This is a genomic window from Priestia sp. YIM B13491 (assembly GCF_042787605.1).
Classification (GTDB): Bacteria; Bacillota; Bacilli; order Bacillales; family Bacillaceae_H; genus Priestia; species Priestia megaterium_E.
This window is the reverse complement of record NZ_JBHZOR010000015.1, coordinates 42,344-54,601: the sequence shown is the minus strand read 5'-3', so window position 1 is coordinate 54,601 and position 12,258 is coordinate 42,344. Positions and strand designations below refer to the sequence as shown.

Genomic DNA, 12,258 nt, shown 5'->3' with positions numbered 1-12,258 from the left:
ATGAAACCGAAACCTTTGTCTGCATTAAACCATTTTACTGTACCTTGTGTCATAATGTTGCCTCCTGCTGTGGAATATTCCACAAATGTATTACCTCTCTTGCCCAATCATACTATTTCAAGATAAAAACTTCTGTTTAAGGTTTTTTCTTCTCTCAATCTTATACCGAACAAAAACAAGTTAAACATAGTGTAACACATAGAGATATTGATAGCAAATAATTGCTTTTTTCCATTCTTCACTAAAAAGCTATCCCATTCGAAAAAGTATACTTTTAAGGACTCCTAATTTTTAACTTTATTCAACCACTAAAGGAATAAAGTTAAAAAATTTATTGGAATTAATAAAATTGCTTTAACGAAACTTAAATAAAAGGTTAATTAATACTTTTAATGAATTAATTTACTTTTAATTTATTTTTAACCACATTTTAATGATTCCCTATAATCATTGAATTATAATGGAATCACCAAAGTGATTATCCTTCTTTAAACTTGCTTTCTATCTAAAGCAAGTCTTTTTATTTATAGGAATGAAAATGACTAGAATGATATAGGTTGCACCGTATCCATATATTTTATTAGTAATCAGATTAAAATATATTTCAAATATACAGAGAAACGCTCTCTGAGGGAATGAACTTTGGTTTTACATATAATAAAATAAATAGTTCGACGTAAATTTGAGCAATTTAGAAGCTCTTATTTTCTTCTTATTATTGATTTTGAAACACTTGTTTTGAACTTAGTTAACCTAATGTCACTCTCAATAACTACAAACGCCTTTCATCAAGAAGTGTTTATAACGTGCTATTTTTAATAAACTTCATTTCTATATACAAACCAAAAGTTAATAACATATATACTGATAAAGAATGGAAATAGGAGAGGATAATCTTGACTAAAAATCATCCATATTTAGATGAGAAAGTTATGACTATAAAAATCGTTACTGAAATGACAGGTTTATCAGAAAGACAAGTTCGTTATTATGAAGAGCGAGAGCTTATTTTTCCAAAACGAAACTCTTCAGGTACCCGAATGTATTCCTTTTCCGACATTGAAAGGTTAATGGACATTGCAGAAAAAATTGAAGATGGTGTTAGAACACGGGAAATGCGTAAGGATTTATTTTAAAGTAGGTAAATTTGATTTGTTCTTTTAGTCTTTGTTCATGCTTACTCAATCTCTATATTCAATATTTACTGGGTTATTTTTATTCGGATTTTTTATAAATGTATATAAGATAAGACTTTTATGCACTCCATTATTATTTAGCCTAGAGAGAAACATTGATACATAAGGGACGTATAAAGATGTCTATATTTTATAAAAATGACTCTGTTAGAACCCTTATTCCCATAAAGGTTCTCTTTTTTATATGTTCCTGAAAGAGTGATTATGGTAACTAGCATATTAAGTAAACCCCTTTGTGTTAAACTGTACACAGAAACATGTATGGGTCTGAAGGAAATATAATGAAATGTGCAATAGGGATAGTTCTTATTGCTCAAGCTTTATCAACGTACTTAACTATTAAGACAGCATATACTCCTTATACTGTTAGAATATTAGATAGAAATACTGGAGTTATGAAAGTTTCCTATAGTTTCCCTTTAACGTACTGGTTAATGTTTATAGGCTTGGACATCATGTTTTTAGTGGGAACATATTTAGTTTTTGCTAAAGAAAAGAAGCAGATCTTTAATTAAAGGTCTGCTTTTTATTTTTACCGATAAATGGTTTTATGTTAACTAATGATTAACAACAAGCATTAGTTACAGGTAGCTTTTCATTTGGCCCATCGCTGTTCTTGTGAACTTCACTATCAGATTTCGTATAAAAGAATTCCCATTCGTTTCCGTCCGGATCTGTTACCCAAAACTTATCTTGCACAGCATAGCAGCAAGTCGTATCCATCTCTTCACGAGCAAAGAAGCCCTCTTTTTCTAATCGTGATTTATGGGAATGGATTTCTTCAGGCGTCTCTATTTGGAATCCGAAATGATTTACTTGATTACCCTTTACTTCGTCTCGTACGTTTAAAGTGAAATTTAATCCTGGCTCATCTAATAAGAATTTAGCGTAATCTACTTTCGTTTTTACAGGTTGAACGCCAAATACCTTTTGATAAAATTCAATGGACGCCTCTAGATTTGTTACATTAATTCCTACATGAACATATTTCATTTATACTTCCTCCTCCACATGATAAACAATATTATTTTGAATGTAGTAAATTACGAGCATGAGCCGCTTTTACTTGTATCTTTTCTAAACAAGCAGCAAAGCTCCTCAGATAACAGGTGATTTACCTCTTTATCATTTAAATCATAATAGCTCCATGTCCCTTTCGTTTCTTTTGTGATAAGGTTTGCTTCTAATAAAATCTTTAAATGATAGGAAAGTTTAGATTGAGACATTCCAAAGCATTCAGTTAGATCACATACGCATGTCTGTCCTCGCTGGCAGAGCTCATACATAATTTCTAATCTCTTTTGATCAGCAAGTGCTTTAAATTTTTGTTCGTACTGTTTAAATGGGTGCTTTCCTTCCTTAACTGTTTCCATTGTCATTCTCCTTTATCAACTTTTTTTGATTTAATGATCGAAGCTTTCGGCAGCTTTTTTAAAGTTACTATATGTAGTTTCCCCTCTTAGCATAGGATCTTGATGAAAAAAACGCTGAAAGATTAGGTTTTGTGCTTCCTTCTGGTCCATCCCTTGGGTGTTAATAACTAAATGAAAATAGGCTCGAAAGTACGTAACAGATAAGTTTCCAGAGTTGTTGACTCTCACTGCTTTCATCCTCACTTTCATAAATCAATTTTTTTGATGTATTCATCATATCTGGAAAATTTAGATAAATCAAGGCATTAATCAACTTTTTTTGATTAATTTTTAAAATGTATATTTCTGTTGAATATATAATAAAATACTTATATAATTATATTTGAAAATAAGGAGGCGAGTCATAATGGATGTAAAAGCGCAGGTAGAAGTGGAAAAAGCAGTACAGATACTGAAGCTGCTTGGAGATAAGACAAGATTGTCAATGATGAAGCTGCTCCAAAATAACGAGTGCTGTGTTTGTGAGCTAGTTGAAATTTATAAAGCAAGTCAACCGGCTATTAGCCAACACTTGCGGAAGTTAAGAGCTATCGAACTCGTAAGTGAAAGACGAAAAGGACATTGGATCTTCTATTCCTTAAATAAAGAAAACAGCTATTATCAGTTTGTCCTTGATATACTCGATTCTTTACCAAGCGAAGATGAACGATTAAAAGAACTAGAAAAGCAAGGTTTACGTATTAATTGTTGCTAATAATAGGAGGTCTGTAAAGTGATATCAGTTATAGTAGCCTCCCTCATCTTCTTAGTGACATTGATTTTTGTCATTTGGCAGCCAAAGAACTTGTCTATTGGTTGGTCAGCATGCGGAGGCGCAGTATTAGCTCTTTTAGCAGGTGTGGTTGATTTCCATGACGTGCTGGATGTAACTCAAATTGTATGGAATGCAACATTAACGTTTATTGCAGTTATTATTATTTCCTTAATTTTAGATGAAATTGGATTTTTCGAGTGGGCAGCTTTACATATGGCGCGTACTGCAGGAGGCAATGGCGTTCGCATGTTCGTTTATGTATCCCTCCTTGGAGCTGTAGTAGCAGCATTATTCGCAAACGATGGAGCAGCCTTAATTCTAACACCTATTGTACTTGCCATGGTACGAGCACTTAAATTTGAAGATAAAATGGTCTTCCCTTTTATTATCGCCAGTGGATTCATTGCAGATACAACATCGTTACCTCTTGTAGTAAGTAACTTGGTCAACATTGTATCAGCTGATTTCTTTGGTATTCGCTTTTCTGAATTTGCATCACGTATGATTGTGCCAGATCTGTTCTCACTTTTGGCAAGTATTGTTGTCTTATATTTGTACTTTCGTAAAAGCATCCCTAAGAAATACAATCTAGATGATTTACAGAAACCGGTTGAAGCCATTAAAGATAAGAAAATGTTCCGTTTATCAGGAATCGTTTTATTCATTTTAGTTCTTGGTTACTTTATTGGTGAGTTTTTCGATATTCCTGTTTCTATTATCGCAGGTATTATTGCGGTTTTATTCCTAGGAATAGCAAGAAAGAGTCCCGCTGTTCACACTAAAAAAGTGTTAGCAGGAGCTCCGTGGGCGATTGTTTTCTTTTCGATTGGTATGTATGTTGTTGTCTATGGATTACGTAATGTAGGGCTAACTAAAGTATTAGCAAGCCTCATCCAAGCAACCGCTGACCATGGATTGTTTGCCGCAACCATTGGCATGGGATTCATTGCAGCCATACTTTCATCGATTATGAACAACATGCCAACCGTGATGATTGATGCTTTGGCCATTGATGCAACTTCTGCAACAGGTACAATTAAAGAAGCCTTGATTTATGCAAATGTCATTGGTTCAGACTTAGGACCAAAAATTACACCTATTGGCTCTCTAGCCACTCTCTTATGGCTCCACGTTCTTTCGGCAAAAGGAGTTAAGATTTCTTGGGGAACCTATTTTAAAACAGGTATTATCTTAACCATCCCAACATTGTTTATTACGCTTGTTGGTTTATATATTTGGTTATCAATTATTTCATAACACATTTAAAGGAGATTTTACACATGTCTAAAAAAACACTTTATTTCTTATGTACAGGTAACTCTTGCCGTAGCCAAATGGCTGAAGGATGGGCAAAAAAATATCTAAGTAATGATGAATGGGATGTACGCAGTGCAGGGTTAGAAGCTCATGGATTAAATCCTAACGCCGTAAAAGCAATGAAAGAAGCTGGCGTCGATATCTCAAACCAAACATCTGATGTCATTGACCCTGAAATTTTAAATAATGCGGATTTAGTCGTTACATTATGTGGCCATGCAGCAGATCACTGCCCAGTAACGCCTCCCCATGTGAAACGTGAACACTGGGGATTTGATGATCCAGCAAAGGCTGAAGGAACAGAAGAAGAAAAATGGGCGTTTTTCCAGCGTGTACGTGATGAAATTGCTGAACGTATTCAACGTTTTGCTGAAACAGGTAAATAATTAATCAAGAAGCAGTCTATTTGTATAGACTGCTTTATTTCTTCCTAAAATCTGTTTTATAGTAACTAGGAATATGAGGAATACGTCATTAGTCTAATCAGATTGGTAGATTCATGTACATAAAAATTTAAAAATAATTCTTATTTAATTTAACTTATATGAAAGTATAAACTTGCTTTTTATAAATATAAGATATTCTTTTAGCTAGTTTGCAGAAAAACTTTCGCCTTTACAATTAGATGCATTTATTGTATGATTACACAACAGGAACATTTGTTCGATACTAAGGGTTTAGAGATGAATAAAGGAACACCAGAACAAACTAAGACAGTTAAACACAAAATTTTCTCGCACGGAGCAAAAACATTTGAGCCAACTCTTATTCTTTATCGAAATACCTTGGCGTTTATTGTAAACGTAATAACAATCGGAGGTTTCAAATTATGAATGATAAAAAAGCAGCACTAGATATGGCTCTAAAACAAATTGAAAAACAATTCGGTACAGGATCAATTATTAAAATGGGAGAAGGCACACATACAAAAGTTGAGGCATCTAGCTCAGGCTCATTAGCTTTAGATATAGCTCTTGGAATTAATGGTTATCCCAAAGGAAGAATTATGGAAGTTTACGGGCCGGAAAGTTCAGGTAAAACAACCGTTTCCTTACACGCAATTGCAGAAGTACAAAAAAATGGAGGCCGAGCTGCCTTTATTGATGCTGAACACGCACTGGATCCAGTTTATGCAAGAAAACTAGGTGTAGATATTGATGAGTTACTGTTATCTCAACCAGATACTGGTGAACAGGCACTTGAAATTGCTGAAGCATTAGTTAGAAGTGGCGCTGTAGATATTATTGTTGTTGACTCAGTAGCTGCATTAGTTCCCCAAAAAGAAATTGAAGGAGAAATGGGAGATTCTCACGTAGGTCTACAAGCTCGTTTGATGTCTCAAGCTCTTCGTAAACTATCTGGAGCAATCAATAAGTCCAAAACCATTGCCATCTTCATCAACCAAATCAGGGAGAAAGTAGGCGTTATGTTTGGAAATCCGGAAACAACGCCAGGTGGAAGAGCACTAAAATTCTATTCTTCCGTTCGTCTTGAGGTTCGCCGTGCTGAACAACTTAAACTAGGAAATGACATAGTTGGTAACAAAACAAGAATTAAAGTAGTCAAAAATAAAATGGCGCCTCCTTTCCGCATTGCTGAAGTAGATATTATGTATGGAGAAGGTATCTCAAGAGAAGGAGAAATCTTAGATATCGGTTCTGAAGTAGATATTGTTCAAAAGTCTGGATCTTGGTTTTCATATAATGAGGAGCGTTTAGGACAGGGACGAGAAAACGCTAAGATTTTCTTAAAAGAAAACCCTGAAATTAGAGAAGAAATTAGAAAAAGAATTATTGATTTCAAATATGGTGATAATATTAATAACGATAATGTTATAGATAATGATAGCGAAAACGAAAACGAAAATCAATAAAGGCATAAAACACCTTTCCCACGGCTTGAACTGCACCCCATTATTAGATAAAAAAACTCTAATGATGGGGGTGTTTTTATGTCAAGGCTATTGATTTGCACCTAAATAAACACTACTCATATAGAGAAACAGCATGAATCTTCTTGCAATCCATTTGTATATTTACAATGAACGCACCTTTCTCTTTGTTTCAATGAAATAAAAAGTATAACCAGCAGATAGTGAAGTGAATAATTTTTCGGCCTTAAATAGAATCCCAGCGAGCAACTAAATAAATAATATCTTCCAAAAAGAAATTTTCATTAAAAAAGCCTAGGTGATACGATAGTAGAACTTTCTATTTCTTTCCCCTTCCATATCCATCGATTCGCTTTATCTCTACTTTTATTTAGGTACACATTATGATTAAGTTGATTATATTTATTTGAGTAATGAAGATTGGCCAGAAGCAAATTAGATTTTACTGAAACCATAACATTATTGTTAATAGCGTTATGAGTTGCATGATATTGCATCAGTAATTGGCCACCATCCATGTTCATCGTATCATTTCCATATAAAATATTATGTTCAATAAGAGTATTTATCGTCCCTCCACGTTTTTTATCATAGCCTCCAATTGAAATTCCTGTAAAACGATTCTTATAAATCATATTCCTTATAACTTGAACATTGCTAGTTTGTTTACCATAGTGTTCACTTGCGATTTCTATTCCTAGATCGTTATGACTGGAAACGTTATGCTCAATAATAACATCTTTTCCTCCGTCTACGTAGATTCCCCCAGCGGAGTATTCATGTTTGTAAGCAGGATTTGAATAACTGCTGACGTTGTAAATATGGTTTTCACTAATGAGTCCTTTACGAGCTCGGTCATATTTCTCAATAGGAGCTACTTTTTCAAAGCCAATTACGTCAATCCCAATATTATCAACGTTTCGAATTGTATTGGCATTGACGATAAAATCTTTAACATTTCCATTTAGAGTTAGTGCTTCACTAAAACCTAAGGTCAGGTTTTCAAGTAGGTTTCGCGATATTTCAATGTTTTCTAACGAACGCGGCGCTTTGGATCCATAAAAAGCTATTCCATGAGCGTTTCCATTTTTATGTGCAGTCTTAATATCGAAAATATGATTATTAATAATTCGAAGGTTCTTTCCACTTCCTTCTACTAAAATACCACATGGTGTATTTTGTTCCTTAGAAGTAGACGAATGACCTATATTCAAACCTTGAATTGTTATGTAGCTCTTATTTTTTATGCTAACTAGCCCTCCATCTGTAGAACGACTTTTTATTTTTTCTCCACTAATAAGAGGCTTTTCACTTTTATAGTTCCTGAAGATAATAGGCTTTTGTTGAGTACCTGAACGGCTAATAATTAATTGTTCATAGTAGATACCGCCTCTGATGTAAACGGTAGTTCCGGGCTGAGCTACTTCACTTGCCTTTCTTAATGTTCTAAAAGGTTTGCTTTTAGTACCCAGGTTTTTGTCATCCCCTGTAGGAGAAACATAAATTTCATGATGTATTGTAGGAGCTGCTGAAGGTTGATTAGCTGCCTCAACCCTTTGGTTTATACAGCATAGTAAAATAAGAAGAATACCAACTGCTTTTTTCATAAGATCCTCCTTAAAGTTAATGAATTTCACTTGCGAGATTTTTAAATTATACTATGGTTCTTTTCATAAGGATGTAAATAATCGCACTATATCTTATTATTTTTTAAAACTACAGCAATTTTTACATTTAAAAAGGAAAGTGCTAAAGTAATGCTAGAATGTGGAGGTTTGAGAAATGAATAAGGAACTTAAGTTACGTCCTTTGGAAAGAGAAGACTTAAAATTTGTCCATGAACTCAATAATGATGCAAATATTATGTCTTATTGGTTTGAAGAGCCTTATGAAGCTTTTGTAGAGCTACAGGATTTATATGATAAACATATTCACGATCAAGGTGAGCGTCGTTTCATACTTGAAAAGGACGGGGATATGCTTGGATTAGTGGAATTAGTCGAAATTGATTATATTCATCGTAGAGCAGAGTTTCAAATTATCATTGACCCTACGTATCAAGGTCATGGTTACGCCATGGTTGCCACAAACCTAGCAATGAATTATGCCTTTTCGGTATTGAATATGCATAAACTTTACTTAATTGTAGACAAGGAAAATGAAAAAGCAATTCATATCTATAAGAAGGTTGGTTTCTCTATTGAAGGTGAGTTAAAAGATGAATTTTTTGTTGATGGAAGCTATCATAATGCTATAAGAATGTGTATGTTTCAAAAAGAATATTTACAAACCAAAAATAAAAACTAAGGTTGAACTAGTATAAGAGTCCTGGTCACCTAAAAAAGAAGAAAGAATGAAATTGGGCTTCTAGTATAGGAGTAAAAAATCCTGAAGGAGAAACGTGCAAACCATTTAAATATGATAACATTGTAAATTATAGAAACCATAAGGATGGTATTATGAGTACATTTAATCCAACAGGATTGCTATTATTGGTTTAATAGGATTCCTAGCTTTTAAAGTTGTTAAAAGGTTAAAAAAGAAATAAGTAACAAGAAGGACCTGCTATCAAAACAGCAGGTTCTTTTTAATAAGAAGATACATAATACCAGTTTTTATGTACTTTTTTAATTTGTTTAAAATCCCCGTTAAAATCGCTTTTTGAAGGTTTGTTATCGTTTGGGTTATATACAAATCCCGAAAAATTGTCTAGCATCCCACGATATGTAAAGAAAAGAATTGATTTAGCCTTTCCTTTTGTTTCTACTGCGATGTCGCCCCCACCTTTAGACAATTGAGTATACTTTTTAGGTAATTGAATAAGTGATGGACTATCAGATACATTAGGTTTAATAACACCATTTTCTATTTTAGTTGCAACCTCTTCTCTCTTATCTTGATGGATTTTAAAGTTGAGATCTAAGTTGACTTGATTGAATGGAAATGAAAACCATAATGAGATAGTAATGAGCTGAATAAGAAACGGCTGCCACTTTCTCTTTTTAAAAAGATGAATTAATGTCCATATAGTCATTATGATAAAGAAAGCATATACAAATAACCAAATAGGTAACATTAAAAATTCCGTTATAATATCAACCAGATCCCACTGGAACAAGGACACTAAAATAACGAACAAACTACTAATTAGCGATAAAAGCAACAATCGACTGCGTTTCACACATTTTCCTCTTCCTAAAATAATTCTTTTTTACCTTAATTATATATTAAAACCCTTATAAAAGCGTATGTATAATTCATACATAATTTGTTAACACAATCACTCTTCCAGAAAACATTATAAAAAAGGACCCTTGACGAAGGATAGTTCTTCCAAGGATCCTTTTTCCGGAGTATGCAGCTTTTTATACATTGTTGACTGATCAACGTTTTCTCAGTAGGTGGATGAGAAACTAATGTATAAGAAGTGCACCTTTTATACATATGTTAATTTTAAAAAATATAGTATTTTCAGGTGAAACTGCCTCTTTTTTTTAGTAAAACTTCATAAGATATTCTGATAACATTCAAAGATATTCTGATAACATTCAAAGATATTCTGATAACATCCAAATTTAAGATGATATACAAATTTCTATTCTGCATGCTTATAAATATCCGGTCTCAGGCTTTCAAATATTGGAATGTATGTTTGTTGTTCTGTAACTTTCTGTATATGAATTTCCGCTGTTATAATCTCTTCTTGATCTCCCCCCTCTTCTACGATGTTTCCATTTGGATCAATGACCATTGAATGCCCTGCATATGTGTTGCCGACATGATTTTCATTACTCACTTTTCCCACGCTGTTACATGCAATGACATAAACACAATTTTCTATAGCTCTTGCCCTCAATAGTGTTCTCCAATGGTCTATATTTCTGGTAGTCCATTGTGCAACGTAGAATATGACTTTTGCACCTTGAGACGTTGGGTAGCGTGTGATTTCTGGAAAACGTAAATCATAGCATATAATTTGACTGGCTTTGATATTGTTAATCTCAAAGACATCTGGGACTTCATCTCCCCCTGTTAAATAATGATGTTCATCCAACATCGGCACGAGATGTATCTTATCTTTTTGATAGAGCAGCTTACCCGTTTTTGATACAGCAAAGGCTGTATTATAAATATTTTCATTTCTTTTATTTGAAACTGAACCTGCAATGATATTCACTTGATGGTTGATTGCTAAACGTTGAATAAAGGGAAAAGCTCTCTTTAAATCAATATCTGCTTTTTCTGCTACATTTTTTAAATCATAACCTGTATTCCACATTTCAGGTATCACAACAATCTCAGTATCTATATGTAGCTTTTCTTCAAATAAGGACTCAATGCGGTTTTCATTTTGCTTAACTTCACCTTCTATAATCTCTGTTTGAAATAATTGTATTTTCATTTTTCTCCCTCTTATTCATATATAAATTTATAAATAGGATATAAATCACAGTTGTATTTGACATCTTCGCCATGTGATGAAGAAATAATAGAAGGTTTAATTTCATCTATAATTCGCCCGCTATTAATATTTTCACCCATATCAACTGTAAACTTTCGAATCGGCGGATGTAAGGATTCAGCATTAGAAAAGAATAAGTCTCCAGTTAGCAGCACATTGTCATCTTTATGGTGGTATATCACATGTCCTGGTGTATGACCGGGTGTTAAATACACATCTAAAGGTAACTTTTTAATGATGTTGTTACTTAGACTTTCAACTTGATGTTCCACGCCTGTTGTTTCCTTTTCTGCCTTATTTGGATATGGTTTTTCGCCATTGATAAAAGGCGCTTCAACTTCGTGGGCGTAAATAGGAATATTTAAATTATCTCTTAAATACTTGGCGCCATTAATGTGATCTAAATGGCCATGTGTGAGTAAAATACTTTTGGGGATACCTAAAGATTTTGCTATATTTAACTGAGTATGTGCATAGTCTTTCATTCCTGTATCAATGATATGAACACTCTCACCATCTAGCACGTACCATGTATTAATTTTGACAGGAATTCCTACAACAGTTTTGTAAGTAAGTTTGTAAATATGTCTAGAAATTTGGACAAATTCCAATTGATGCACCTTCTTTTGTTTTATTTGATAATATAAGTTTAGTAAGAAAAAATAGACGTAACAAGAAGGCACAATTTTGTTACTAGCCATTGAGGTGAAAAAATGTCAGACTTTAAAAGTGATCAATACGGTCCTTGTACGTTAACTGTAAAGCGCGCTTGTCCAATTGAGTTAACGATGCATATGATGGGTGGTAAATGGAAAGGGATTATTTTATCTTTGTTATCAAAATCACCCATGTATTATAATGCAATGCGCCGTGAAATACCGGGTATTACCCAGCGTATCCTTACACTGCAGCTTAGGGATATGGAAAAAAACGGATTGATTGAAAGAGAAGAAACAAACGATAACCCTAAAAGGGTTTTATATTATTTAACAGATCTTGGAGAAAGTTTTGTTCCAATACTAAAATCTTTAGAGAAGTGGGGCAATGTTTATATAAGTCAGCAGGAAGAGGAATTAAAAAAATTGTAATGTTTTAAATAAACTCCTTAAATATATTTTACTTCTTTTTAATGACGCCTTGTTTTTTTATAATGTAAGTACTTAATTAAGTAGTATCCGCGAAACTATATTAACTTGAAAATGCAA

13 protein-coding genes and 1 pseudogene are annotated in these 12,258 nt (G+C 33.4%); 8 read left to right on the top strand and 6 right to left on the bottom strand.

Annotated elements, in window-relative coordinates:
* Positions 1-932: 932 nt before the first annotated feature.
* Positions 933-1,130: pseudogene (locus ACFX4E_RS26100) on the top strand (MerR family transcriptional regulator); the annotation flags it as partial.
* A 630-nt stretch (positions 1,131-1,760) separates the two neighbouring features.
* Here ACFX4E_RS26100 and ACFX4E_RS26095 read toward each other — a convergent pair.
* Together ACFX4E_RS26095 and ACFX4E_RS26090 are read right to left on the bottom strand one after the other, a co-directional pair.
* Positions 1,761-2,189, bottom strand: a complete 429-nt coding sequence (locus ACFX4E_RS26095) for an ArsI/CadI family heavy metal resistance metalloenzyme (RefSeq protein WP_028410073.1) — start codon at positions 2,187-2,189, stop codon at positions 1,761-1,763.
* Between the two features lie 50 nt (positions 2,190-2,239).
* On the bottom strand, positions 2,240-2,569 hold the full coding sequence (locus tag ACFX4E_RS26090) for an ArsR/SmtB family transcription factor (protein ID WP_060745064.1): 330 nt from the start codon (positions 2,567-2,569) through the stop codon (positions 2,240-2,242).
* A 406-nt stretch (positions 2,570-2,975) separates the two neighbouring features.
* Between ACFX4E_RS26090 and ACFX4E_RS26085 the strand changes: the two genes are divergently transcribed.
* The 5 genes from ACFX4E_RS26085 to recA all read left to right on the top strand — a co-directional run bounded on the left by ACFX4E_RS26085 (position 2,976) and on the right by recA (position 6,573).
* Positions 2,976-3,323 (top strand): ArsR/SmtB family transcription factor, encoded by a 348-nt coding sequence (locus tag ACFX4E_RS26085; RefSeq protein WP_028410070.1) that lies wholly within the window; start codon positions 2,976-2,978, stop codon positions 3,321-3,323.
* 18 nt (positions 3,324-3,341) lie between these two features.
* On the top strand, positions 3,342-4,640 hold the full coding sequence (locus ACFX4E_RS26080) for an arsenical efflux pump membrane protein ArsB (protein ID WP_028410069.1): 1,299 nt from the start codon (positions 3,342-3,344) through the stop codon (positions 4,638-4,640).
* A gap of 23 nt (positions 4,641-4,663) precedes the next feature.
* The gene (gene arsC, locus ACFX4E_RS26075) at positions 4,664-5,086 is read left to right on the top strand and encodes an arsenate reductase (thioredoxin) (RefSeq protein ID WP_028410068.1); all 423 of its coding nucleotides are present in this window, start codon (positions 4,664-4,666) and stop codon (positions 5,084-5,086) included.
* Positions 5,087-5,383: 297 nt separating this feature from the next.
* On the top strand, positions 5,384-5,533 hold the full coding sequence (locus tag ACFX4E_RS26070) for a hypothetical protein (protein WP_195694785.1): 150 nt from the start codon (positions 5,384-5,386) through the stop codon (positions 5,531-5,533).
* The gene (recA, locus tag ACFX4E_RS26065) at positions 5,530-6,573 is read left to right on the top strand and encodes a recombinase RecA (protein ID WP_060745061.1); all 1,044 of its coding nucleotides are present in this window, start codon (positions 5,530-5,532) and stop codon (positions 6,571-6,573) included. The genes ACFX4E_RS26070 and recA overlap by 4 nt, the downstream gene beginning before the upstream one ends.
* Positions 6,574-6,875: 302 nt before the next feature.
* Here the strand turns inward: recA and ACFX4E_RS26060 are convergent, their stop codons facing one another.
* The gene (locus ACFX4E_RS26060; protein ID WP_377259322.1) at positions 6,876-8,198 is read right to left on the bottom strand and encodes a DUF1565 domain-containing protein; all 1,323 of its coding nucleotides are present in this window, start codon (positions 8,196-8,198) and stop codon (positions 6,876-6,878) included.
* Positions 8,199-8,373: 175 nt separating this feature from the next.
* Here ACFX4E_RS26060 and speG point away from each other — a divergent pair, with 175 nt between their 5' ends.
* The gene (gene speG, locus ACFX4E_RS26055) at positions 8,374-8,898 is read left to right on the top strand and encodes a spermidine N1-acetyltransferase (RefSeq protein ID WP_013056444.1); all 525 of its coding nucleotides are present in this window, start codon (positions 8,374-8,376) and stop codon (positions 8,896-8,898) included.
* A gap of 280 nt (positions 8,899-9,178) precedes the next feature.
* Here the strand turns inward: speG and ACFX4E_RS26050 are convergent, their stop codons facing one another.
* The 3 genes from ACFX4E_RS26050 to ACFX4E_RS26040 all read right to left on the bottom strand — a co-directional run bounded on the left by ACFX4E_RS26050 (position 9,179) and on the right by ACFX4E_RS26040 (position 11,664).
* On the bottom strand, positions 9,179-9,772 hold the full coding sequence (locus ACFX4E_RS26050) for a hypothetical protein (RefSeq protein WP_098525875.1): 594 nt from the start codon (positions 9,770-9,772) through the stop codon (positions 9,179-9,181).
* 414 nt (positions 9,773-10,186) lie between these two features.
* Positions 10,187-10,993 (bottom strand): carbon-nitrogen family hydrolase, encoded by an 807-nt coding sequence (locus tag ACFX4E_RS26045; RefSeq protein WP_377259325.1) that lies wholly within the window; start codon positions 10,991-10,993, stop codon positions 10,187-10,189.
* A gap of 11 nt (positions 10,994-11,004) precedes the next feature.
* Positions 11,005-11,664 (bottom strand): MBL fold metallo-hydrolase, encoded by a 660-nt coding sequence (locus ACFX4E_RS26040; RefSeq protein ID WP_097823753.1) that lies wholly within the window; start codon positions 11,662-11,664, stop codon positions 11,005-11,007.
* Positions 11,665-11,766: 102 nt separating this feature from the next.
* Here ACFX4E_RS26040 and ACFX4E_RS26035 point away from each other — a divergent pair, with 102 nt between their 5' ends.
* The gene (locus tag ACFX4E_RS26035; protein WP_098333441.1) at positions 11,767-12,141 is read left to right on the top strand and encodes a winged helix-turn-helix transcriptional regulator; all 375 of its coding nucleotides are present in this window, start codon (positions 11,767-11,769) and stop codon (positions 12,139-12,141) included.
* Positions 12,142-12,258: the final 117 nt, after the last annotated feature.